Genomic DNA, 26,122 nt, shown 5'->3' with positions numbered 1-26,122 from the left:
AACAATTTGGGGCTGTTGTGGTAAACATAGACAAATAATTAAAGGTTAAATAGCTTTCGCTAATTTAATCGATAAATTACATCTTTAAAGTAGGTTTATACTTACTAATAATATTAGTTGATAGATATTATTGTGTCTTTTGTCGGTATTTTTACTCTCAACACTGTTTAGAGTTATGTACGATGAAAAATAAGATTTGGATTTTTTAATTAAGAAAAAATAATTTGCTAATCGTTTTTAAAGCAAAAATGCGTTATTTTATCCTCCCTAAAAATTGAGTTTGGACTTAAAAAAGCATTTTTCATTAATAGAAAATTTCATCTCTTATTTCCTTTTTAAGGCAATAGATTCGGTGATACCTCTAATTATTATACCTTATTTATTTAATGTGGTATCTGAAGAGAATTATGGTGTATATGCCTTTGCATTTTCACTAATTTTTTACTTTCAAAATATCATTCAATTTGGATTTGATTTATCTGCTGTTAGAGATATTGCATTAATAAGAGATGATAAAAAAGAACTAGGCAAAGTTTACAATGATACATTAACTGCTCAATTTTATTTATTTCTTGGTTCTATTGCTATTCTTGCTGTATTGTTATTAGCTGTGCATGATTTACGTGAACATTATGTTATTTATTGCTTTTTCATTATTCTTCTATTTGGTGAGTTATTATTTCCAATGTGGTTTTTTCTTGGTATGGAGAAAATGCGGTTCATTACAATTGTGAATATTATTTCGAAATCGATGTTTGCATTGTTTTGCTTTACACTTATTAAAACAGAATCACAATACATATACATATCTCTTTATCACTCAATGGGGTTTTTAATCGCTGGACTTATTGCTCAAGTATTTATTTATAAAAAGTTTAATATCGTCTTTAAGTTCTCAAAACCTACAGATGTTAAAATAAAAATAAAAGAAGCTTGGAGTTCTTTTTTAACGATGGCCTCACCTACCATTTATTATAATACCTCTATTTTTTTAGTAGGAAATCATTGGCCAAAAAGGTTTGCTGGTGTTATGGAAATTGGCACAAAAGTATCTGGTGCCTTTGGCGTTGTTAATACTATTATGACTAATGTTTTATATCCGTTTTTGAATAGAAACAAAAATGCAATGCACATTACGCGATACATATTTGTTATTATGGGTGTTATTCTGTCCTTCTCCATGTATTTCCTATCAGACTTTTTAATAGAATTATGGCTTGGTGAGAGTGATACCACTTTAGAAATAGAAAGAGCAGTTAGGTACTTAAGTCCAGCACCATTTTTAGCTTCAATTATTTCTGCTTTTGGAGTTAATGGTTTAATGATTTACAAAAAAGATAAGCTCTACTCAAAAATAATAGTATTTGGTTCGGTTTGTGGACTAGTAGCTGGTTTACTATTAATACCAACATATAATTATGTTGGAGGTGCCATTACAATTATTACAGCTTTAACTGTAAAAGCATTACTTTCGTTTACATTTTGTACTAAAGTAATTAAAGAAAATAAAAATAAATCTCATGAAGTTTAGCCATTACATCTGGGCCATATATTTAATTGCATATCCTTTTTATTTACTTCCAGAAGGTAATCCGCAATTGGCAGATTTGTTTGGGGCTATCTTAATTATTGTAAACTTAAAATCAATTCTTACAAGTATAAATACCAATAAATATACTAAGTATCTATTTCTATTTGTAGTATATACATTTATTGTCAACTCTATTTGGATGCTAATTATAGGTGATATAAAAATATTAAAAAATAGTGTCTTTTACTTGTACAGTTTTTTTCTAATGCTGTTTATTTTTAATAGAATTAAAGACACTTCTTTTTTAGAAATAACATTTAAAGCCCTTTCAATTGCGCTTATAGTTCAAGCGCTTTTATTTCCGTTTATTAAATCTCAAGGTGTTAGAACTCAACTGTTTTTTAACAATCCAAATCAATTAGCACTTTGGGGATTATGCTTACTAGCTATTATCTATGTTTTAACTCGTTTACTTCATAAAAAAACGACTTATACAATCATACTATTAGTACTCTGTACCTTGTTTATATTAATATCGGCATCAAGAGCTGCACTTGGAGGTGCCATAATTTTTTGGTTATTTTTTATTATAAAATCTAGAAAGAATTTAATTATTTTCGGTGTTGCATCAGTCATTGCATTCATTATAATTGATTTTAATTTTGATCTAGATTTAAAAAACTTTGCTGCATTAGAGTATAACATGGACAGGTTTTCAAATAATACAATTTCTGGAAATCAAGGCATTGGCACTAGAGGTTTTCAAAGAATTGGAGAGAATCCACAATACTTACTTTTCGGTGCAGGAGAAGGAGCTTTTGAGCGCTTTAATGAGACTATAGAGTTACATTCAATATTTGCAAGCATCTTATTTTCATATGGCATCATTGGCTTGTTCTTGTATTTAGGTGCATTTAAATTACTTGCCATAAAATTATCTAGAGAAACAATAGCGGTAATTTTACCAGTTGCTTTATTTGCAGCTGTCCACATGACACTACGTATCCCTCTATTTTGGATAACTCTTTTATTTGTTCTTTATTTACATGAAGAAAAAATCCGAGTAAATAATTTTTTAAGTACTGATTAGTAGCGAATTAGTTAAATTTATTAAAATTATATATTACTTATGTGCGGAATAAATGGCGTTATCCATTCTTCTCAAATTGATAAACAAGGTTTAAAAGAACAATTAGGCACTATGAATGATTTAATCTTTCATAGAGGGCCTGATGAAGATGGTTTGTATACGGATGTTGGCGATATTGCTTCTGTTGGTATGGCTATGCGACGTTTATCAATTATCGATTTAACAACTGGGAAGCAACCAATGCATACAGCCAACAATAGTATTTCTATTGTCTTTAATGGTGAAATTTATAATTACCAAAAAATAAAGTCTCAACTAGAAACACAAGGCATCACGTTTAATACAACTAGTGATACTGAGGTGATTTTGAAACTTTATGAGCAAGAAGGACCAAGTGGCTTTAGCAAACTAGATGGGATGTTTGCCTTTAGTATTCACGATAAAATAAAAAATAAGGTTTATATAGCACGTGATTTTTTTGGAGAAAAGCCACTATACTATACAAAATCAAACGGTAGTTTTATTTACGCTTCCGAATTAAAGTCTCTAGTAAAACAACTTTCTACTAAGCCAGAAATATCTACTGCTGGCTTAAATTTATATTTTAGGCTTACTTATATTCCTGCACCTTACACTATTTATGAAGATGTATTCAAGCTAAAGGCTAATCATTACATTGAATATGATTTGGAATTAAAAACCTTGAAAATAGAAGAAATTAGTCAAGTAAATAAGCTTGATAACAAGCACATTTCATTTGATGAAGCTAAGAAAAATGTTAATGCACTTGTAAGGGAAAGTGTTGAAAGTAGATCTGTTTCCGATGTTCCAATTGGGACGTTCTTATCTGGTGGTGTGGATTCATCTGTTGTGTCATTATGTTTATCGCAAATGAGTGATAAAAAAATAGACACCTTTTCTATTGGTTTCGAAAAAGCTGAATTTGACGAGACAGATAAATCTCAAGTAGTTGCTAAACTTATTAATAGTAATCATCATGAGTTCATCATCAATGAAAAAGATTTAGAGCATAATGTTGATGACATTCTTTTAAATTTTGATGAGCCATTTGCAGACTCTTCTGCATTACCAACATATTTAGTATCCAATAAAACTAGAGAATTTGTAAAAGTAGCTCTAACTGGTGATGGTGGCGACGAAGTTTTCGCAGGTTATAATAAACACTACATGGGTAAGTTAAATAGAAGGTACACTTCTATAGTTCCAAAATTTGCTCACAATGGTATTCAAGGTATCGCTTCAAAACTGCTAAAAACTAGTGATGACAAGCGTGGTAAACGATTTAAAATAAATCGTTTATTAAAAGCCATTGACTATAGTGGTGAGTTTTATTGGAATATTATTTCATTAGCTTTTACAGATAAAGAAAAGGAAAGTCTTTTTCTTCCTCATATGCATGAAGCATCTATTTTTGAATCTTACAAAAAAGATACTGGAATTACAGCTCCAAAAACCATAACAGATTTTCGTGAAATAGACAGACATACAAGTCTTGAAGGTGATATGCTCGTTAAAGTAGATAGAACAAGTATGCTCAACTCTTTAGAGTGTCGAGCTCCTTTTTTAAATAAGTCTATTTGGGAATATACCAACAGCTTGCCTGAAGATTATTTAATGAAAGGATGGAGCAAAAAACATATACTAAAAGAAGCTTTCAAAGATGAGTTTTCAACTGATTTTCTTGAAAAATCAAAACAAGGATTTGGAGTTCCTGTTGGTGATTGGTTGCGTGCTTCTCTTAGAAAAGAATTAGAGAGTTATATTGAACCTAAATTTGTGACCTCACAAAATATTTTTCAGTCTAACACTATTATTCCTTTAGTAAAAAATCATCTTTCTGGTAAAGAAGATAATACCATGCGAGTTTGGACATATTACTGTTTTCAAAAGTGGTATTTAAATACTTACAGCGTAATTTAATTTACAAATGAAAAAAATATTACGCATAACTACTGTACCTATTTCTTTAAGGAATTTGCTTAAAGGACAGCCAAAATTCATGAGTCAATATTACGATGTCATTGGTGTTACTAGTCCTGGAGAGGAGATTAAAGACGTAGTTAATGATGAAGGTATAAGAGTGATTGAAGTAGAAATGACTCGCACCATTTCTCCAATAAAGGATTTAGTTTCCTTATGGAAATTATACAAGATTATAAAAAAAGAGAAACCTTTTATTGTACACTCGCATACGCCAAAAGCTGGAACCTTGGGCATGATGGCGGCAAAACTCGCAGGTGTACCAAATAGATTGCATACCATTGCTGGATTACCATTATTAGAAGCAACTGGAGCAAAAAGAAGATTGCTCGACTTTGTTGAAAAAATTACCTATGCTTGCGCAACAAAAATTTATCCAAATTCATTAGGATTAAAAGACATTATCATCCAAAATGGTTATACGAAACCAAGTAAGCTAAAAGTAATAGCCAATGGGAGTTCTAATGGTATAGATGTCAATCATTTTTCTATTGAAAATATTTCAGAAGAAACAAAGACGACATTAAGAGAAGAACTAAATATTATTGAAGATGACATTGTTTTTGTTTTTGTTGGTCGTTTAGTTACAGATAAAGGTATTAATGAATTGATTAGTGCTTTCAAAAAACTACCTGCAGTCCATCAAAATATCAAATTACTATTAGTAGGAACTTTTGAGAGTGAATTAGACCCATTACAAGACAGCACTTTAAATGAAATCGAAAGCAACAATAACATTATCAATGTTGGTTGGCAAACAGATGTTCGTCCGTATTTTGCCATATCTAATGTTTTAGCATTTCCTAGTTATCGAGAAGGATTTCCAAATGTTGTGATGCAAGCTGGAGCCATGGGATTACCAAGTATAGTAACCGATATAAATGGTTGTAATGAAATAATTAAAGAGGGTGTAAATGGTTTAATCATTCTACCAAAAGATGAAAAGGAACTATATTTAGCAATGCTAAGCCTTGTTGAAAACCCAAATAAATGTAAAGAACTAGCCAATGCTTCAAGAAAAATGATTTGTGATAATTACCAGCGTCAAGTAATTTGGGAAGCACTTTTACAAGAATATAGAAACCTAGAAAATAACTAATTTATGTACACGAAAGTTTTAAAACCAATATTAGATATTTCATCAGCAATTATAGGGTTTATCATCTCCTCTCCTATTTTCTTGGTTCTAATAGTGATTCTATTATTTACTAATAATGGTAAACCATTTTTTTATCAAAGACGTGCGGGAAAGAAGGGAAGAGTTTTTAGTATCATTAAGCTTAAAAGCATGAACGATAAGCGTGATAAAAATGGTGATTTATTGCCATACCATTTACGAGTTACTAAGTTTGGAAGTTTTATTAGAAAAACATCTCTTGATGAAATCCCACAACTAATTAATGTAATTAAAGGTGATATGAGCCTTGTTGGTCCAAGGCCTTTGCATCCAGAATATTTGCCATTATATGATAAGGAACAAGCAAGACGACATGATGTAATGCCTGGAATTACTGGTTGGGCACAAGTAAATGGTAGAACCTCAATAAGTTGGGGACAAAAATTTAAACATGATGTCTGGTACGTTGATAATCAATCATTTTTGCTCGATCTTAAAATATTATTTCTTACAATATTTAAGGTCCTTCAAAAAAAAGATATAGATGGCGCAATCAATAAAACTATAGCTCCTTTTAAGAATGCACAGGTTGAATAAAGAAATTGGATCAAATTTTCACTTATTAAAAAGTAAGGATCCAGAGTATAAATTACTAGAGCAAAACAAAATACCTCTAGATGTAAATAATTATTCATTTTATTATTCTGGTAGAAATGCTCTTTTAGCTATCATAGAAAAGATAAAGGCTACAAATACCATTGAGACTATTTGGTTACCTTACTATTACTGCTACACAATTTCAGACCTTATAAATCATCATTATAGTAACATTAAGTATTACAAGGTCAATCCTTTTGAGTTTACTAAAGCAATCGACATTACGTCATTTTCTAAAAAAAATGATATTGTAATTTTAAATAATTTTTGGGGTTTATCAACTTTTAATTACCCAGAAAGTGATAGAGCTTTTATTATTGAAGATCATACACATGGTTGGTTAAGTAAACAAAGTTTAAATAGTAAAGCAGATTATAGCTTCGCTTCATTGCGGAAAGTGTATCCAATTCCATTAGGAACTGTGGTTTGGAGTCCAAATACAAAGAAAAAAATTGACTACTACCAAGATATAATAGACGACAAAATTGATAATGCAAATAACATAATTAGACAGTCAATGTTATTAAAGAGTCAATTTATTAAGAATCGAAGTTTAGTAAAACCTGAATATCTTTTATCATTTATGCAAGGTGAAAGCCTTTTAAGTCTCTCTGAAAATTATACTAAGCCTCAAACAGAAACCATAGATTTAATAAAAACCTTTTTTACTTTAGATCCAAACCCAATTAAAAGTGAAAATTTAAAATGCATCCTTCAGCATATAGAACCTTCAAAGCATTTTAAAATTATTCAAAAACAGGGTACCACACCTTTTGGTTTATTATTACTATTTCACAATTATCAAGTATTTGACTCTTTTCGAATTTGGATGATATCTAATAATATTTATCCTGCTCACTTGTGGCCAAATAATAAAGTATTACTAAAATGGAAATACCTTTTAAACATCCATGTCGATTTTAGATATGATATAGATAGTATGAGTTACTTGGTCGAAAAAATTAACGTTTGGGTAAAAAACAACGTATAATTGTTTCCTGTTAATTACGGCAATGGTAAAAGAAATTACTTCAAAGAAAGATTGGAATGCAGTTTTAAGTCAAGTAGATACTTATGATTTCTATCATACGTTCGACTATCATCATATTTCAAAAAATGAAAATACCGAAACACCAGTTTTAGTTACTTACACTAGTCATGATGTACTAATTGCATTGCCGCTTCTATTACGCCCAATAGAGAATACTCCATTTTTTGACTTTACTTCTATTTACGGTTATGGTGGCACAGTTAGTAAAAATGTGACTTCAGATTTTGATAATACCAATTTTATAAATGAAATTCAAGCATATTTTAATTCGAAAAATATAGTCTCTGTTTTTTCAAGATTACATCCTTATATCGAATCTCAAAAACCAATCTTAAAAAATTTTGGGAATATAACATCTCTTGGTAAAGTTGTAAATATAGATGTGTCTTTACCCATAGAAGAATCTCGTCGTGTTTATCAAAAATCACTTAAAAATCAAGTAAACAAACTACGCCGTACTTGTACTGTTCGTAAAGCAAATACGAAAGAGGATATTTTGGAGTTTGTAGATATTTATCATGAAAACATGAATCGCCTTAATGCAGATAATAGCTACTTTTTTAAGCCTGAATATTTCTTAAACTTTATAGAGCAGACCGATTTTAAAACAGATGTTTTGCTAGTAGAGGATTTGGAATCTCAAAAAGTTATTGCTGGCTCTATGTTTGTAAAAACAAATGGCATGGTTCAATTTCATCTATCAGGAACTAGAACAGATTATTTGAGACTAAAACCTTCAAAATTATTTTTGGATGAAATGAGGATTGAAGCAACGGAACAAAACTTTAAATATTTTAACCTAGGTGGAGGCTTAGGCAGTAAAGAAGATTCTCTTTTTGAGTTTAAATCGTCGTTTTCAAAAGACTTTAGAACTTTTGAAATATGGAAGTGTGTAATTAATCAAGAAGTATATGATGAGTTGAGCTCGAATAACAGTTCAACGACTAATAGTAATTACTTTCCTTTATATAGAGCAAATTAGGACATGATAAACGATAATGGACATTTTGTTATTTCACTAGATTATGAGTTGCATTGGGGCTTTTTTGACTTAAAAACTGTTGAAGAGTACGAAGAAAATCTTGCTAACACACGTAGAGTTATTGAAAGACTTCTTGATTTAAGCGATAAATATAGCATTAAACTAACATTTGCAACTGTTGGTTTTTTATTTGCTAAAAACAAAGAAGACCTTATAAAGCATATCCCAGAGTTAACTCCAGATTATAACAAAAGTGAGTTAAACCCTTATGAGCTATTAGACGATATTGGATATAGTGAGAAAGACGATCCTTACCATTTTGGCCATTCTATATTAAAAAGAATAATTGAGCATAATAATCATGAGGTCGGTACTCATACTTTTTCGCATTACTACTGTACAGAATCTGGTCAAACAAAAAATCATTTTAAGGAGGATATAACTGCAGCTATAAATATTGCAGAAAACTTAAATACAACTATTGAAAGTATTGTTTTTCCAAGGAATATGTTTAATCCTGAATATTTAGATATTTGCTATAAACTAGGAATAAAATGCTATAGAGGTACAGAAAGTTCATTTCTTTATCAATTAGAAAATAAGCCAGAATCTCCATACTATTCTTGGCAAATATTTAGGGCTTTAAGAATGTTAGATAGCTATATTAATCTTACAGGGCAACACACTTATAGTCTAAAAGCAATAAATAAGAAGAATAGTATAATTAATCTTCCTCAGAGTCGTTTTTTGAGGCCTTATAATAAAAGACTAAAATTTTTAGAAGCCTTAAGATTAAGAAGGATAAAGAAAGCAATGATACATGCCGCAAGTCGTAATGAGCTCTTTCATCTTTGGTGGCACCCTCATAACTTCGGTATGAATATGGAAGAAAATTTTAATGTTTTAGAAGATATATTTAAGGAATACAAAAGGCTAAATGAAAAGTATCAATTTAAAAGTGAAACCATGACATCCATGGCAAATAAAGTTATTGCCTCTCTCTCCTAATTCCAAACATATTAGTTTATCAAGATAAATTGAACTTTTGTCTGTTTATTTTGACTGATAATGAATTTAGATTGATATTTACAATTAGATACTACTACTTATGAAACCAAAAATATGGCTCTCATCTCCACACATGAGTGGCAAAGAGCAAAAATTTATTAATGAGGCCTTCGATACTAATTGGATAGCTCCATTAGGCCCAAATGTTAGTGGATTTGAAGAAGATATTTCTCATTATTTAAATGAAGACACGTATGTAGCTGCATTAAGCTCAGGCACAGCTGCAATACATTTAGGACTCATACTTCTTGACGTTTCAAGGGATGATATTGTTTTATGTCAAAGTAAAACATTTTCGGCTTCAGCTAACCCAATAGTATATCAAGGTGCTCAACCTGTTTTTATTGATAGTGAAAAAGATACCTGGAACTTATGCCCAATTCAATTAGAAATCGCGATTAAAGATTGTATTGCAAAAGGAAGAAAACCAAAAGCAATTATTTCGGTTCATTTATATGGTATGCCTTATAAAGTGGATGAAATCCATGCAATAGCTAAAAATTATGACATACCAATTATAGAGGATAGTGCCGAAGCATTTGGGAGTAGTTATAAAAATAGAAAATGTGGAACTTTTGGAGATATATCCATTCTATCATTTAATGGGAATAAAATAATTACTACATCTGGTGGTGGCGCATTAGCAACAAATAAAAAAGCGATAAAAGACAAAGCTGTATTTCTTGCGACGCAAGCCAGAGATAAATCTGTAGCATATTTGCATTCGCATATTGGTTATAATTATAGAATGTCTAACGTTGTTGCTGGAATAGGACGTGCCCAAATGACTGTGTTGGATAAGTATGTTCAATTAAGAAGAAAAAATTATCAATTTTATGTAGATGCATTAAAAAATATAAACTTTGTTGAGTTTCTTGGTGAGCCTCAAAATCACTTTTCTAATAGATGGTTATCAGCAATTTTGCTAGATAACTTTAAAACTAGAGAAGCATTGAGATTGGAATTTGATAAGGAAAATATTGAAACACGACCATTGTGGAAACCAATGCACCAACAACCAATTTTTAGCGACTGTAAAAAATACATAAATGGTGTATCAGATAATCTATTTGAAAGAGGTTTATGTTTGCCAAGTGGATCGAATTTAACTGATAATGATTTAGAAAGAATTTATAACGTGTTAAAATCTTTTTTTGACATAAAATAAATACTTCTAATTTTACAAAAGACTTTTCTTTAATTTCTATTTTATTTTAACTGCTATTTTTTATTACAAAAAATACTGATAGTTAATCTAACTTTTCAAATCGGCAAAATTTGTTATTTGTCGTTTTTATTTGATGAATACCTTTTAATCCATGATATTTACTTAAATAAAATTACTAGCTGTTTTAATTTTAGAACATTTATCTGGTTTAATTGATAATTAAAGAAATTTAAACTGCTATAATTTATATTTACCCCTTATTAATAAAGCTAGAACTTTATTAAAAATGAATTTGATTATATAGCATTAATATCACATCGACTATAAATAATGTATTTAAAGTCGAAAACATCTAGTTAATGTAAAAATGCCTATTTTGAGTTATGTTTAAAAATGGATTGTACAATATTTCGCAAAGATATGCGTCAAAATGGCTTGTGCTACTTTTTGATGTTTGCATTGTGTTATTTACATTTTTCCTTGCCTATTTAATTCGATATAATTTTAAGTTTGACTTTGAATTTAGTAAGTTTCTTGGAGAACTTCCTTTTGTCGCGTTAAATGCAATTATAAGTTTTCTTATAGTTGGCACTCATAAAGGAGTGGTTAGGTTTATTGGAATGAAGGATGTGATAAATATTATAATTGGCGTTAACATTCTTGCTACTATTTTACTAATAGAAACTTTCTTAACTAGGCAATTCAATTTTTTTATCTCTTGTGATATTCCAGGGTCAATAATTTACATACACTTACTCCTTAATATACTATTTTTAATCTCTAGTAAGTTTTTTATTAAAGCAAGCTATAAAGCTATCATATCTGGATTTAAGCCTAAAACAAATGTTTTAATTTATGGTGCTGGAAACTCTGGAAATTTAACCTATGATGCAATTGCAAATGACACCAAAAGCAATATTGAAGTAATTGGTTTTATTGATAATGATGAAAGAAAAATTGGCAAAAAAATAAATCTTCTTAAAGTCTATGGCTCAGAGGAAATAGATGACGATTTTATACAAAAACATGATGTAAATGAGGTTATCATTTCAATTCAAAGTATAAGTTATCACCGCTTATTAGAAATTTCAAGTGTATATCTTGAAAAATCTATAAAAGTAAAAATAGTACCTCCTGTTCAACAATGGATAGATGGCGATTTACAAGCATCACAAATTAAAGATGTAAACATTGAAGATTTACTTGGCAGAGAACCTATTAGCTTTGAAAATCCTGTTTTGGTTGAAGAGTATAATAATAAAGTAATCCTTGTTTCTGGTGCTGCTGGGTCAATTGGAAGTGAAATTTCTAGAAACCTATGTAACTTTAATTTTAAAAAATTGATTTTAGTCGATATTGCTGAATCTGCATTATACGATATTCAGCAAGAATTTGTTCAAAAAGGAATCACAAATTATGTCACTATAGTTACAGACGTAAAATGTCCTATAAGAATGGATAGAATTATGGCTGACCATAGACCAGAAATTATTTTTCATGCTGCTGCCTACAAACATGTCCCTTTAATGGAAAATAACCCTCAAGAAGCTGTAAGCATAAACATTGGAGGGACTATAAATATTTCGAATCTTGCTGTAAGGCATGGAGTTGAAAAATTTGTAATGATATCGACGGATAAAGCTGTAAACCCAACAAATGTAATGGGTGCCACTAAGCGTGTTGCAGAATTATATATTAGTTGTCTTAAAGGAAAAGGTAAAACTAAGTTTATTACAACACGATTTGGTAATGTACTAGGGTCTAATGGTTCAGTAATTCCATTATTTAAAAAGCAAATAGACAATGGAGGACCACTAACCGTGACTCATAGAGATATAACTAGGTTTTTTATGACAATTCCTGAAGCATGCTCTTTAGTATTAGAGGCTGCAGCAATGGGTAATGGTGGTGAGATTTTTGTGTTTGATATGGGAGAATCAGTTAAAATATTTGACTTAGCTGTAAACATGATTAAATTGTCTGGTCTTAAATATCCTGAGGACATAAATATAAAAATTGTGGGGTTAAGACCTGGTGAAAAAATATATGAAGAGCTTTTAGCAGATGGTGAAAACACTAAGCAAACCTATCATGAAAAGATTATGATAGCTAAAAGTAAAAAAATTGAAATACAACAAATTAAAGATAAAATATTAGAATTAAATAGCTCAAACCTAAGCTGTCAAGGCCTTGAAATTGTTTCAAAATTAAAAGATATTGTACCAGAATACATATCAAACAATTCAAAGTTTGAAGTTTTAGATAAAGCCAAAAATTAATAAATATGAAACCAAAAATTACATTTTCATCCGTAGTAAATAAATTACTATTATTAGCTCTAGTTACGCTAAGCTCTTGTGGTTCACGTCAAGACATTATATATTTTCAAGACGAACCATTATCAGAAGCAATAGAAAATCAAAATTCAAATTTTGAACTTCGTTTTAAGGCAGATGATCTCTTAGTTATAAATGTTTCTGCTGATGATCCAAAAACTGTAGCGCCATTTAATCTAAATGTTGTATCTACCAACAACTCCGTTATTGATGCTCAAGGAACTTTAAAAATGCAAACCTATTTAATAGACAGCAAAGGAAATATTGAGTTTCCAACATTAGGTACTTTAAAGCTTGCAGGATTAACGAGAAGCGAGGCAAATACTCTATTAAAAGATAAGCTTAGCATCTACTTTAAAAAAGACACTCCTCCTATTGTTAATATTAGACTAGCTAATTTTACTGTAACTGTTTTAGGAGAAGTAAAAAATCCTGGGACATATACAATACAAGATGAAAAAATCTCAATTGCTCAAGTATTAGGTTTAGCTGGAGATTTAACAATTTATGGTAAAAGAGATAACATAAAATTAATAAGAGAAGTTGATGGGCAAAAAAAGTTTGCAATAGTAGATTTAACTTCGGTAAATGTGCTTAATTCTCCTAATTATTATTTAACTCAAAATGATGTTATTTATGTTGAGCAAAACAATGCTAGAGTTAGAGCATCAAGCTTTAATCAAAATAATGGTGTAATTATTTCAGCTATTGGAACGTTAGCAACTATTGTAGCCATTTTAATAAAGTAATAATTTCGTAATTTACAATGACACTTCAATCTAAAAACAGCTCAAATTTAAGAGAACAAGTAGAAAAATATTTTACAAATTGGAAATGGTTTCTATTAAGTTTACTTATTTGTTTTTCATTAACATTTCTTTATTTAAGATATGCTACAGATACTTTTAAAATTTCGGCAACAATAAAAATCGCTGATAGTAATGAGCAAAATATCTCAAAACAATCCAATCAGTTAAATGACTATGGGTTATTTAAACGAGACCAAAATAGCGTTTTAGATGAAGTTCAAGTAATTGGTTCTCGCTCAATTATAAATAGTGTTATTGAGGAATTAGGGTTAAATATACAATGCTACATACAAGGTTCTATTAAAGAATTAGAAATTTATAAGAACCCTCCATTAACAGTTAACTTTCTTGAAAATGATAGTATCTTAAAAACTATAGACACATCTGTAACTCTTAATATCATATCAAAATCACAATTCACTTTTAAGAATAGTGATCAAAAACTAAATTTTGGCGAAAATATAAGCATGCCATTTGGAAACATCATTTTTACTCCAAATTTTGATCAACCAGAATTAAAAGTAGGTAAAAGTGTTACTGTGAAATTTGCATCCGAAGAGAAAGTTGCATCTCATTATAGTGATAAAATAAAAATAACGACAACAGCTGTTAACTCAAGTATTATTAATATTACACTTGATGAACCAGTAAAAGAAAAAGGTATAGATATTCTTAACGAACTTGTAGCTCAATATAACAAAGTAGTTATCGAAAATAAAAATGCGGTTGTTAAAGCCACATCCGATTTTATTGATAACCGATTAGCTATAGTGTCTCGAGAACTATCTGAGGTTAACCAATCATCAGAAACTGCACAACAAAATAATAGGTTAACAGATTTATCATCTCAATCAAGCATTTTTTTACAAACAGAAAGAGAAATTGAAAATCAGCAAATAGCTACAAGTACTGAATTACAAGTAATTGATTATGTATCAAAACATATAAGCGAAAAAAATGGTAATGGCGATTTAATCCCAGAAAGTATGTCTTTTCAAGATAATTCTATTACAAGCTTAATGCAAAAGCATAATGAATTGGTAATGGAGCGTAACAAACGTTTGGAAAATTCTAGTGAGCAAAATCCTGTTGTTAAAAGGTTAGATGCACAAATTGCCAATTTAAAGCAAAATTTTTCAGCAAGCTTAAATAATTTAAAATCAACTAACCAAATTAAGCTAGACAATTTAAATAGAGAAGAAAACAGAATTTCCGCTCAAATCTTTTCTGCACCAAAAAAGCAGAGAATATTAGGTGATTTACAACGTCAGCAAAGTATTAAAGAATCTGTATATGTATATTTATTGCAAAGACGTGAAGAATCTGCTGTATCTCATGGTGTATCATCACCAAATGCGATTATAATAGATAATGCTTATGCAAGTGCTTTACCAATTTGGCCAAAGAAAAGTATATTGTTTTTAGGAACTTTTGTTTTAGGGTTATTAATTCCTTTATTGACTATCTATTTAATGGATTTATTGGATAATAAAATTAGAAATAAAGCTGGTTTAATAAAAGAATTATCAATTCCTTTTATTGGAGATGTACCAAAGTCAAATACCAAGCAGATTTTTATTGACAGACACGATTATTCTCCAAAAGCTGAATCTTTTAGGCTAATTAGAACAAATATTGATTTTATGCTTTCTAATGTTACTAAAAGCAAAGGCAAAACTATTTTTGTAACATCTACAACTAGTAAAGAAGGCAAATCGCATACATCCCTAAACTTGGCAAGATCGTTATCTTTTTCAAATAAAAAAGTTCTAATTATTGAAACAGATATTAGAGTGCCAAAGCTAAATAAATATATGGGAGTCGAAAATAAAACTGGTCTTGGGCTTACCAACTATATTATAGATAACAAAATTAATTTTACTGATGTTATAAATAATGTGGATGAAAATTTAGACATGATTAGTTCTGGTACAATACCACCAAATCCAGCTGAATTATTAATGGATGAAAAATTAGATGTTTTGTTTAATGCTGTAAAGAATAAGTATGACTACATTATAGTTGATACTGCTGCTGTGGGATTAGTGACAGACACCTTATTAATTAGTAAATATGCAGACATGGTAATTTATGTTGTTAGAGCTAATTATTTAGATAAACGTCAATTACATGTTGCTCAATCTATGTATGATGAGAAAAGACTTCCAAATATGGTAACACTACTAAATGGTGTGATTCATAAAAGAGGTTATGGATACGGTTATGGTGAGTCTCCAAAAAAGAAACGTAAATTATTTTCCTAGTAGCTTTTTAATCTTAAACTTTACCTTAGTATACCATAAATTAATATTTTTATCTCTAAGGTATTGTTTTGTTCTATATAAAAAGCTAATGCTATTTGCTGTTAGAATAGATATCAATGATTTGGAATCGTAAATAACATGACATTCAAAGGCATATAGTTTATCGGACCATCTATCTTTATAGTCTGCTTTACCCTTAGAGAAATCTAAGATGTTAATATTATTGTCAATACACCATTCAATAAGTTTATAGATTTCTAGATTTCCAATATTGTATTTATAATGGCTTATATCGAATGATCTAATGGCAATTGCAACCATATCATCGTAAACAAAGTTTATAGACATTGCAATAGGAACTTCACCATCATTAATAACATTAAAAACAACTTTTTTTTCTAATATTAACGGATAAATTAAATCTACATAAAAACCCCATAAAGGCACTACACTATTATGTTCGTTTCGTTGTTCAAATCTGCTAACAATAAAGCTTTTTAGAACATCCATCTTCTCTAAATAATCAGCTTTATCTATATCTCCAAAATATACTTTTTGTGAAATATTAAAGTTAGTTTCTATTTGCCTAATTCTACCTCTAAACCTGCTTCTGCTTTTTGAACTAAAGCAAGAAACCATAACTTCATCGATGCTCTTAACTTCAGATAAATTAGCATATAGGCCCTTATATTGAGGTATTATTTTAACCTTGATTCGGCTATTCTTAGTATTCTGCTCTTCTTGTAAATAACTTAGAACATCGTGAATTAATACAGTTTTATTTTTAAAATTACTAGCTGTACTATCCAATTGATAGGTCATTCCATTGGTTTGGTTTTTTCCAACATTTACGTAAAAAGGGAAGCGCTTATCTTTAACAAACTTTACACCATTAACAGCATCAAATGAATTAATCTCCTCGTCATTAGAAAAATGTTTTGTCCATATAGATCCATAAGTTTGCGAAGTAAATGGGTTGCTAATCATTAAAAATAAATTTTTATAGTTTTCTTCGTTTCCTTTCTTGCTTAAGTAAGTTAAGCTCTCTGTTAGTTTGTCCAGCAACTGACGTATTTTCTTCTGCTCTTCTAATCAGATAAGGCATCACATCTTTTACGGGTCCAAAAGGCACATATTTAGCCACGTTATAGCCTTGGCTAGCTAAATTGTAACTAATGTGGTCACTCATACCATATAATTGTCCAAACCAAACACGATTATCATTTTTCGATATATTGTATTTTTCCATTAAGTCCATAGCTAGGTACGAACTCTCTTCATTATGTGTTCCAATAAATACGGAGATATCTTCTATATTCTCTAAAATATAGGCTAATGTTTTATCAAAATTATCATCAGTAGTGGTTTTATCTCTGCATATAGGAGAATCATATCCTTTGCTTACTGCACGTTCTCTTTCTTTTTCCATATAAGCACCACGCACTATTTTAAATCCTAGTTTAAAATTTTGCTCTTTTGCTCGTTCATGTAGTGATTTTAAATAGTCTAACCTATCCCATCTATAAAGCTGTAACGTATTATAAACAATTGGTTTTTCAGTATTATATAACCTCATTAAATCTTCGAGTAAATCGTCGGCGGCATCTTGCATCCAACTTTCTTCAGCATCAATTAAAATCTCAACATCTCTATCTTTTCCTAACTTGCATATTTTATGATAACGTGCTACTACTCTATTCCACTCTTCCGTTTCGGATGGAGTTAAGTCAATACCTTCTGTCTTTTTTTGGTATAGAAGAAATCGCCCCAATCCTGTTGGCTTAAACACTGCAATTGGCATTGCATCTTTTGTATGAGCAAATTCTATGAGTTCACAGGTTTTGTTCATAACAGCGTCAAACTGCGCTTCTGTTTCTTTACCTTCAACCGAATAATCTAAAACACACGATACGCCTTTATCGAACATCTTATCGATTACTTCTTGACAATCATGTTCATTAACGCCACCACAAAAATGGTCAAAAACTGTTGACCTAATTAGCTTTTCTACAGGCAAATTAGCCTTTAAAGCAAAATTTGTAGCTGCTGTACCAATCCTAACTAAAGGTTGAACAGATATCATTTTAAACAAAAAATAAGCTCTTTCAAGCTCGGAATCACTCTTCAACTGAAAAGCAATTTCGGTATTATCAAAAATTCTAGTTCTTGACATAATTACAATTACATTTAGAGCAAATATATTTATTACTAAGATACTTTTTTAATAATTTTCTACTTATTTTAACGGTCAAATTTTATGGCAAACATACATGGAATCAATCTTAACCCAAGAGTACGCAATACATTTTAATTCAACTTGTTACGACAAACTAAATAGTTATATTAACGAATCTAATTTTTCAAAAATATTTGTATTAGTGGATACAAATACGCATGAACATTGCTTGAGTTATTTTTTAGCACAATTAAATACTTCAAAAAACTTCGAAATTATTGAAATAGATGCTGGAGAAGTTAATAAAACGATTGATACTTGTGTTGGTGTTTGGGATGCTTTATCTAATCTAGATGGCGATAGAAAGTCACTTTTAATTAATCTAGGTGGTGGTGTTGTTACAGACCTTGGTGGTTTTGTAGCTTCGTGTTTTAAACGAGGAATAGCCTTTATTAATGTTCCTACATCCTTATTAGCTATGGTTGATGCGTCAATTGGTGGAAAAACTGGTGTTGACCTTGGTACTTTAAAAAACCAAATAGGTGTTATTAATTGTAGTGACATGGTACTAGTTGATACTAAATTTCTTGAAACCTTACCCCAAAATGAAATGCGTTCTGGCTTAGCAGAAATGCTGAAACATGGCTTAATTCAAGATGAAGCTTACTGGCATAAAATGAGTGATTTATCAAAATTCACGCTTGATGATTTAGACCAATTGATTTACGAATCTATTATTATAAAAAAGAACGTCGTAACCGAAGACCCAAATGAAAATGGTTTAAGAAAAACCTTAAACTATGGTCATACCCTAGGACATGCAATAGAATCGTACTGCCTAAGTAATGATGAAAAAGAAACATTACTACATGGTGAAGCAATTGCCATTGGAATGGTATTGGCTACTTATATTTCACATAAGAAGTTTGACTTTCCTTATAAAAAACTGCAAAACATAAAATCTACAATTAGAAATATTTACGGACTTGTAGAATTAACTCAAGATGATTACTTAGCAATAATTGAGCTCATGAAATTTGACAAAAAAAACACCCATGGAAATGTGAATTTTGTACTTCTTGAGGATATTGGAAAATCTAAAATAGATTGTAAAGTAGAAAACGCACTTATTTTAGAGGCTTTCGATTATTATAAATCTAACTAAATTCTATAGATAGCGTTCTTTAATCACATTGCAATGATGCCTTTCGTGGCCAACAATTATATACCCAGCAGCTCTTACCGATAGTGGACTATTGCTTGCAACACCAATATGCATAAACATTTCTTTTAAAAAGCTTTTAAACAACGAAATTGTTGCGTTTCTAATAGATATGTATTCTTCAATCAAGCTCTCTTTATTTCTAGAATTAGCTTTAGAATGCTCTAAATATTCGTCTTGATCATACCCTGGAAGCTCAACATTATCTTTTCGTGAAAAACATAATGCTCTGTAAGCAAAAATCCTTTCAGTGTCTAATAAATGTTGCATAATCTCCTTAATGGTCCATTTTCCTTTTGCATAAGAAAACGACCATTTGTCTTCTGGAATAGACTTGTAAAAAGATAACATCTCTTTTAAATTCTGTTGAAGTGAAGCTACTATATCTTCTTGTTCTACTAAATTAATATATGTGCTATAGTAGCTGTTAAATTCTTCTGTGTTTAAATATTTTGACATGATAGTAATAGAAAACTATAAATCATTAAATATTGAATGCATTAAACGCTTCTTGTCATTGATACTTTCCTCCAATGAAATCATCGTTTCGGTTCTATAAACCCCTTCGATATCATCTAACATAAAAATAACGTCTTTTGCATGCGTGGTATCTTTTGCTCTAATTTTGCAGAAAATATTAAACTTACCTGTAGTTATATGTGCAACTGTAATATATGGAATGTCGTTAATACGTTCTAGAACAAACTTTGTTTGAGAAGTATTTTGAAGAAATACCCCAACATAAGCAATAAATGAATACCCTAGTTTTTGATAATCTAAAGTTAAAGATGACCCCTTAATAATTCCAGCATCTTCCATTTTCTTAACTCTAACATGAACAGTTCCAGCCGAAATCAATAATTTTTTTGCAATATCTGTAAAAGGAATTCTTGTGTTGTCAATTAACATATCAAGAATTTGATGATCTATTTCGTCTAATCTAAATTTAGCCATTTTTCAATTTTGTTAAATAAAAATCAAAACTAATGCATTTTTAATAAAAATAACGAATTATTTATTAGTTATTTGTTGTTTTTAATGAGAATAATTCATTATCAATGGTAATGAAATCAATTACACTTTCACTACGTAAAGCCCTGTTTTCTCCTAGTACCACTCGCTTATTGTTTGCGTTAATTTCTTTATGCGAAAAATACTTAGAAAGATCTCCAAAATCTTTAATTCTAGGGATAAAATGTACCTTCTCACCCATTAACACTTCTTCATACTGAATTGCTATATCTAAAACTTCTTCTTTTGAATCAATTAAGACATTAGCATTTCTAATAATAATGTCATAAAACAGTTTTTGATTCTGTGGAATATCAAAATAAGGCTTAAACTGAGTTCCTAAATGTTCATTTATACTAATCGTGTCTAACGCTACTAATAATGAACCAAAAATAAACTTTCTCACCTCTTCCCTAGCATAATCATCCTTAAAGTGACCTGCTTCAAATAATACTGTAGGCACATTATGGCTTTGAAATGTATCTCCAACACAATTAATATTAAAAGCATCATCGTAAATACCAACACCATTAGGAATATTGTTTTGCAGCATCTTATTCATGCTTGCTATTAATTCCATAGCAACTTTACGATTCTCTGTAACAGTACATTCCGGATCTTGTGCTGGAGCCAAAAAGCTAACCGTAGCTGAGTTATTGGTGCTTCCTGCACTAAAAATAGTTCTTTGACCATGCAAATTGAAGCAAAAATTTGGTTTAAACCTTTCAAAAATACTCTTTAGTACGACACTTTCGGGCTGCGTTAAATCTTGTGCATCTCTATTAAGGTCAACACCATTGGCATTTAAACGTGTATAAGCTTTTGCTCCATCTGGATTTAAAATAGGTATAACATAAAGTGTACAACACTTTAATATACCCTTATTTATCATGAGATATTGCAGCAAATCAAAGCACGCTTTAGTCGTTGTCGATTCATTTCCATGCATTTGTGACCACATTAAAACACGCTTATCACCACTTCCAAGCTTAATACCATAAATAGGCAAGTCATTAACCGATTGTCCAATGACAGAAACTTCGAAACTTTTAGGCAATCTTTTTAATACTGACTCAATGTGTCTATTGGTAATATATCTATGAAAAAGAGACTCCGTTTTATAGCGCTCAAATTCTGAATGTAAAGAAGAATGATTTAGCATAAGTAATTATAAGTTGCAAATGTAAATAATCTAAACTTTACAAATGTAAACAATGAAATCATTCTTTTTTGTTTACAATTGTATGCGATTATACAGTATTATAACTAAAAAAATGAATAAGATTATTATTAACCATTTAAATTATTCAATATTAGATAATTAAATTATTTTATATAGAATTTAAGTTTAAATAATTGTAATAGAATTTTACTATACACCTAATAAAATATACTAAAAAACAATGAAATTTAGCTATATATTAAATATCTTTGTTTACAATGATAAACTCTAAAAATTTCACCATAAGGCTGCAACAAATTATAGATTATTATAGTCTATCTGCCTCTTCTTTTGCAGATAAAATTGGTGTGCAGCGTTCTAGCATTTCTCATATATTATCTGAGAGAAATAAACCTAGTTTAGATTTTGTTATGAAAATACTCTCCTCCTTTCCAGACGTTGATTTGTATTGGTTGCTAAATGGTAAAGGCACTTTTCCGAAGAATATTGAAAACAAACCCGAAAATAGCAATGTGATAGATAAAGAAAATTTATTGCTGGATTCTCTTAGTTCAAATTCTACTGATATTGACAGGATTGTTATTTTTTTTAAAGATGGTACATATAAAAACTATAAGAATTAGACGTATTCTTATTAAATTTGTACAGAAATTCTTTTCTATGAAATATCCATAATTATAATCTTGGTATCTAAGAAAAAATTAAATGGATGTTACAAGCCTTTACTGAACGAAGTCGAAGTATGGCAATTGAAAAACAATAAATATAACACATGAAATATTTCTATGTAATCATTTTATTTATATTCCTTTCTAGTTGCTATCAAATTGAAAGAAACTGTACAAATTATAAAACAGGATCGTTTGAAAGCACTATTACTATTGATAGTATTGATTACACATCTGTTTTTACAAGAACAGATAAGCTTCAAATTGAAACTTTTGAAAACAAAACTGACTCTGCAAATGTAAGATGGATTAATGACTGCGAAGTGGTTTTTAAAACCATAAACCCAAAAAGCATGGCAGAACAGAAAGACATTCATTTAAAAATATTATCTACTACAGATTCCTCATACACTTTTGAGTATTCGTATGTAGGCGAAACAACAAAACAAAAAGGAATTGCTAAAAAAATAAATTAGTACTATGCTAGATTTTCTACTTACTAGTGATGCTATAATGGCATTGTTAACTCTAACCTTTTTAGAGATTATTCTAGGTATTGATAATATTGTGTTTATTTCTATAGCAGCTAATAAACTACCTGAAAATCAAAGAGGTAGAGTAACTAATATTGGATTGCTATTAGCAATGGCGCAACGTGTTATATTACTGTTTTTTGTTTCTTTTTTAATTGGTTTATCCAAGCCCTTTTATATTTTCGAAAACAATTGGCTACATCTAGCATTAAGTTGGCAAAGTATTATTCTATTTACTGGAGGCTTGTTTTTAATTTATAAAAGCACTTCTGAAATTCGAGAGAAAGTAGAAACTCCTTCACACGACAAGGATGTTGTGAAAGGAAAAAAAATAAAATCATTTTCGCAGGCCATTGTGCAAATAATGATTATTGACTTTATTTTTTCTATTGATTCTATTTTAACAGCAGTAGGAATGACCAACGGTTTATCTACCAACCATAATTACAATTTAGTACTCATGGTAATTGCTGTAGTAATTTCTATTATCATTATGATTGGCTTTGCTAATCCAATACGTAAGTTTATAGATGCGCACCCAAGTATACAAATGTTAGGTTTAGCATTTTTAATACTAATTGGCTTTATGCTAATCACCGAAGCTGCACATTTATCGCACACATCGTTATTTGGAAACGAAGTTGGTGCCATACCAAAAGGGTACTTATATTTTGCTATTGCATTCTCTTTATTTGTAGAGTTTTTGAATTATAGAATTACTAAAAAGAAAAAAGAATAAAAACCAATACAGATGCTCTGTTATCCCAAAATATAGACCAATAAATCCATATATTTGTTACTATATAACCAGTTGGCAATAATTTAAAAAAATGGTTAATCTGTTATATAAATTAATTCTTATGATTTAGTTCTCTTTGATTTTTAAATTTCCTTTCGATATTTGGTAACTCTTCAATATATTCTTCAACATTCCAGGTTATATTAAAATTTGAAAGATATTGTTGCAAAGTTTCAAGTCCTATAGTCGCACGTCTCTTATCAACATTTTTTGGATCAATCAAAGGAAGAACATATGATGCATTTATCTCTGGGTCACTACCGATTTGGGTTCCATATATTTGTTTTTTCCCTTGCCCAATAGCAACTCTGTCTTCTAAATATGCTAATCGATTTGCTGGTATTTTCCCATTTATAAACGCTTCTCTTATCATTGGTAAATACTTCCTTTGAGTTTGAGAATCTGCATGTTGAATCACCAAAAACATTGTAGTTACACCTTTGTCCCCAACAAGATCGGCTCCTAACCAACCTCTACTATCTAGAATCTTCTTAACTTTTCTTAAATTAACGGAGTCTATAAGTTTCATTTTGTCAAAAATCTTTTTAGATTCAGCAGATTCTCTCCCTTGTTGGGTTACTACATCAATATATGCCTTTCTATATTTTTGATCATCTTCAAAAATAGAATCTAAAAGAGTTACTAATTCAGTATCTAAATTAACTCCAAGCACTTCTACATTTTTATTAATAATATTCAAGAGTTCAGCCCAACGCTTTTTTTTATGCAAAGATTTAAAAGCTACATCATCTTTTACTTTTCCAATATTGCTCAGGCCATAATGCTCTGTAGCTTTTGAAAGTTTAAATAAATGAAAGAATGCATTATCATAATCTCCTGACATAGCATAAGATTTTGCAAAATTATATCTATCGTCTATACCTCCTTTTCCTCCATAAACACTAAATGCTTCTTCGTATTTTTTTGCGGATTTTTTATACTCTCTTTTTTTAAACAAGTTTTCAGCATCATTTATAAGATGTCCATAATTTTTCATTTCATTTTGACCATGAGAAATATTGAAAAAGAGAATAAGCATTAAAATAGTTGAATAAATTGTTTTCATAAGTAAATTATTTTTGTTTTAGCAAACTTAAGTGGTATCTTGATTATTAATAGTTAACGTATGTTAATTAATGTTAAGTGAAACAACTATTGTTAACAAAGAACTGAGTTAAAAAACAAGCAGTTTTAAACTAATTTAGAAACAAAATTTTCATCATAAGGCAATCCGCTTTTTGCAATTGCAAAAGCCTGTTTTAGTAACTTATTTGCAACAGCTATTAGTGCTAACTTTTTACTCTTCCCCTTTGCTACAATTCGTTCATACATTGCTCTACATGCCTTGTTATGTTTGCAAGCCAAAAAAACACATAGAAATAATAAATTCCTGAGTTTTTTATTGCCTACTTTACTTATCCTACTGCGTCCTCTAACACTGCTCCCTGATTCCCGTATTGTTGGTGTAATACCTACATAACTGCAAAGCTGTGAGGCGCTTCAAACTTTTTAAAACCTTCGGTTACAACGATTAAAAACAAGGCGGTCTTTGTGCCCATTCCTGGAATGCTCTTTAGCAAGGTTAATTGCTGTTGCTGATCTTGTTTTACCAGTTCCAGTAATATTAACTCTATTCCTTTAATCTCCTTATCCAAGTGTTTTAAATCACGCTGCAATGACTTATAGGCATACTTTGATGGAATCCCTAATGTCTCTTCCCCATGAAGCTTGTTCTTGGTCTGTGTACGCTGTTTTATGTAATTGTCTAACAATCTAAAAAGCTGTAAGCATTCTGCATGAACATCTGTAAAGGCTGCGTACATTGGTAATTCGTTCATCGTGACATACTCACAAATGGACTTGGCATCACTCTTATCTGTTTTTACTTTTGCTAGTTTCATCTGGATGAAGCGTTTTACTGACAAGGGATTTACTACGGATACTGATACACCCTTTTTATATAAAAACTGTGACAATCGATAATGGTAATAGCCTGTAGCTTCCATGACTACCAAAACATCATTTGATAGACTTTTTAAAAAAGTCTAGGAATCCTTGCTCGTCATTTTTAAACTGAGCATGTCCACTTAATGAACCGTAAACATCAAAGACATCTTTACTAATGTCAACTCCATAAATTTCTTTATATTTATTCATAAGAACTGATTTTTGGAAAGAACAGGCTACTGACGTTTCAACAACTTAAAATCGAGATCTATAGTCTCACAGAACTGAACGAAATCTTAGTAGAAAAAGAGAGAGGATTACCAATGTTGTCGAAGTCTAGGCTTCACCGTGTATACTAATCTTATTTCTCTCTTTTGTTCTTTCTGATTTTAAACTCTAAAATTAATAGATTGTAAACTTAAGACCTGTATAGCTAATGAGACGCAATTATGGCTCCTCAGTGAGGTGCGCCTCACTACGCTATACACAGTGGACGTTAGCCATACACT

The 26,122-nt window shown here is 30.1% G+C and carries 22 protein-coding genes and 1 pseudogene; 16 read left to right on the top strand and 7 right to left on the bottom strand.

Annotation, left to right across the window (positions count from 1 at the left end; translation table 11 throughout):
- Positions 1-280 precede the first annotated feature (280 nt).
- From ABGB03_RS06420 to ABGB03_RS06365, 12 genes are all read left to right on the top strand, one after another.
- A complete protein-coding gene (locus ABGB03_RS06420) occupies positions 281-1,531 on the top strand; it encodes an oligosaccharide flippase family protein (protein WP_347925825.1) in 1,251 nt (416 codons plus the stop codon).
- A complete protein-coding gene (locus ABGB03_RS06415) occupies positions 1,521-2,621 on the top strand; it encodes a hypothetical protein (protein ID WP_347925824.1) in 1,101 nt (366 codons plus the stop codon). Before ABGB03_RS06420 ends, ABGB03_RS06415 begins: the two co-directional genes overlap by 11 nt.
- Positions 2,622-2,660: 39 nt before the next feature.
- On the top strand, positions 2,661-4,562 hold the full coding sequence (gene asnB, locus ABGB03_RS06410; RefSeq protein WP_347925823.1) for an asparagine synthase (glutamine-hydrolyzing): 1,902 nt from the start codon (positions 2,661-2,663) through the stop codon (positions 4,560-4,562).
- Between the two features lie 7 nt (positions 4,563-4,569).
- On the top strand, positions 4,570-5,721 hold the full coding sequence (locus ABGB03_RS06405) for a glycosyltransferase family 4 protein (RefSeq protein ID WP_347925821.1): 1,152 nt from the start codon (positions 4,570-4,572) through the stop codon (positions 5,719-5,721).
- 3 nt (positions 5,722-5,724) lie between these two features.
- Entirely contained in the window at positions 5,725-6,336 is a 612-nt protein-coding gene (locus tag ABGB03_RS06400) for a sugar transferase (RefSeq protein ID WP_347925819.1), read from the top strand.
- Complete coding sequence (locus tag ABGB03_RS06395; RefSeq protein WP_347925818.1) at positions 6,329-7,387, top strand: hypothetical protein; 1,059 nt, start codon at positions 6,329-6,331, stop codon at positions 7,385-7,387. Before ABGB03_RS06400 ends, ABGB03_RS06395 begins: the two co-directional genes overlap by 8 nt.
- Before the next feature lie 22 nt (positions 7,388-7,409).
- Positions 7,410-8,429, top strand: coding sequence for a peptidoglycan bridge formation glycyltransferase FemA/FemB family protein (locus ABGB03_RS06390; RefSeq protein ID WP_347925817.1), 1,020 nt, complete (start codon positions 7,410-7,412; stop codon positions 8,427-8,429).
- Between the two features lie 3 nt (positions 8,430-8,432).
- Entirely contained in the window at positions 8,433-9,437 is a 1,005-nt protein-coding gene (locus tag ABGB03_RS06385; protein WP_347925815.1) for a polysaccharide deacetylase family protein, read from the top strand.
- Positions 9,438-9,537: 100 nt separating this feature from the next.
- A complete protein-coding gene (locus tag ABGB03_RS06380; protein ID WP_347925813.1) occupies positions 9,538-10,665 on the top strand; it encodes a DegT/DnrJ/EryC1/StrS family aminotransferase in 1,128 nt (375 codons plus the stop codon).
- A gap of 383 nt (positions 10,666-11,048) precedes the next feature.
- Positions 11,049-12,944, top strand: coding sequence for a nucleoside-diphosphate sugar epimerase/dehydratase (locus ABGB03_RS06375; protein WP_347925811.1), 1,896 nt, complete (start codon positions 11,049-11,051; stop codon positions 12,942-12,944).
- A gap of 5 nt (positions 12,945-12,949) precedes the next feature.
- A complete protein-coding gene (locus ABGB03_RS06370) occupies positions 12,950-13,750 on the top strand; it encodes a polysaccharide biosynthesis/export family protein (RefSeq protein WP_347925809.1) in 801 nt (266 codons plus the stop codon).
- Positions 13,751-13,767: 17 nt separating this feature from the next.
- A complete protein-coding gene (locus ABGB03_RS06365) occupies positions 13,768-16,074 on the top strand; it encodes a polysaccharide biosynthesis tyrosine autokinase (RefSeq protein WP_347925807.1) in 2,307 nt (768 codons plus the stop codon).
- On the opposite strand, the gene ABGB03_RS06360 is transcribed toward ABGB03_RS06365, so the two are convergent.
- The gene (locus tag ABGB03_RS06360; RefSeq protein ID WP_347925805.1) at positions 16,063-17,061 is read right to left on the bottom strand and encodes a GNAT family N-acetyltransferase; all 999 of its coding nucleotides are present in this window, start codon (positions 17,059-17,061) and stop codon (positions 16,063-16,065) included. The two genes, ABGB03_RS06365 and ABGB03_RS06360, sit on opposite strands and share 12 nt — an antisense overlap.
- Positions 17,062-17,074: 13 nt before the next feature.
- On the bottom strand, positions 17,075-18,247 hold the full coding sequence (locus ABGB03_RS06355) for a proline dehydrogenase family protein (RefSeq protein ID WP_347925803.1): 1,173 nt from the start codon (positions 18,245-18,247) through the stop codon (positions 17,075-17,077).
- A 97-nt stretch (positions 18,248-18,344) separates the two neighbouring features.
- Here ABGB03_RS06355 and aroB point away from each other — a divergent pair, with 97 nt between their 5' ends.
- A complete protein-coding gene (gene aroB / locus ABGB03_RS06350; protein ID WP_347925802.1) occupies positions 18,345-19,415 on the top strand; it encodes a 3-dehydroquinate synthase in 1,071 nt (356 codons plus the stop codon).
- A gap of 3 nt (positions 19,416-19,418) precedes the next feature.
- On the opposite strand, the gene ABGB03_RS06345 is transcribed toward aroB, so the two are convergent.
- The 3 genes from ABGB03_RS06345 to ABGB03_RS06335 form a co-directional block, all read right to left on the bottom strand.
- Positions 19,419-19,931, bottom strand: a complete 513-nt coding sequence (locus ABGB03_RS06345; RefSeq protein WP_347925801.1) for a DinB family protein — start codon at positions 19,929-19,931, stop codon at positions 19,419-19,421.
- Between the two features lie 15 nt (positions 19,932-19,946).
- On the bottom strand, positions 19,947-20,426 hold the full coding sequence (locus tag ABGB03_RS06340; protein WP_347925799.1) for a winged helix-turn-helix transcriptional regulator: 480 nt from the start codon (positions 20,424-20,426) through the stop codon (positions 19,947-19,949).
- 64 nt (positions 20,427-20,490) lie between these two features.
- Entirely contained in the window at positions 20,491-21,645 is a 1,155-nt protein-coding gene (locus ABGB03_RS06335; RefSeq protein ID WP_347925797.1) for a M14 family zinc carboxypeptidase, read from the bottom strand.
- 278 nt (positions 21,646-21,923) lie between these two features.
- Here ABGB03_RS06335 and ABGB03_RS06330 point away from each other — a divergent pair, with 278 nt between their 5' ends.
- From ABGB03_RS06330 to ABGB03_RS06320, 3 genes are all read left to right on the top strand, one after another.
- Positions 21,924-22,289: a helix-turn-helix transcriptional regulator gene (locus ABGB03_RS06330; RefSeq protein ID WP_347925795.1), complete on the top strand. Its 366-nt coding sequence runs from the start codon at positions 21,924-21,926 to the stop codon at positions 22,287-22,289.
- A gap of 149 nt (positions 22,290-22,438) precedes the next feature.
- Positions 22,439-22,810 (top strand): DNA topoisomerase IV, encoded by a 372-nt coding sequence (locus tag ABGB03_RS06325; RefSeq protein ID WP_347925793.1) that lies wholly within the window; start codon positions 22,439-22,441, stop codon positions 22,808-22,810.
- A 4-nt stretch (positions 22,811-22,814) separates the two neighbouring features.
- Complete coding sequence (locus tag ABGB03_RS06320) at positions 22,815-23,606, top strand: TerC family protein (RefSeq protein ID WP_347925791.1); 792 nt, start codon at positions 22,815-22,817, stop codon at positions 23,604-23,606.
- A 112-nt stretch (positions 23,607-23,718) separates the two neighbouring features.
- Here ABGB03_RS06320 and ABGB03_RS06315 read toward each other — a convergent pair whose 3' ends face one another.
- Positions 23,719-24,732 carry a DUF6624 domain-containing protein gene (locus tag ABGB03_RS06315; protein WP_347925790.1) on the bottom strand — a complete coding sequence of 338 codons (1,014 nt, stop codon included), beginning with the start codon at positions 24,730-24,732 and terminating at the stop codon, positions 23,719-23,721.
- A 125-nt stretch (positions 24,733-24,857) separates the two neighbouring features.
- Positions 24,858-25,823 (bottom strand): annotated as a pseudogene (locus tag ABGB03_RS06310) (IS110 family transposase).
- Positions 25,824-26,122 lie beyond the last annotated feature (299 nt).

Source organism: Pontimicrobium sp. SW4, from assembly GCF_039954625.1.
GTDB lineage: Bacteria > Bacteroidota > Bacteroidia > Flavobacteriales > Flavobacteriaceae > Pontimicrobium.
This window is presented reverse-complemented; position numbering and strand designations above follow the sequence as displayed.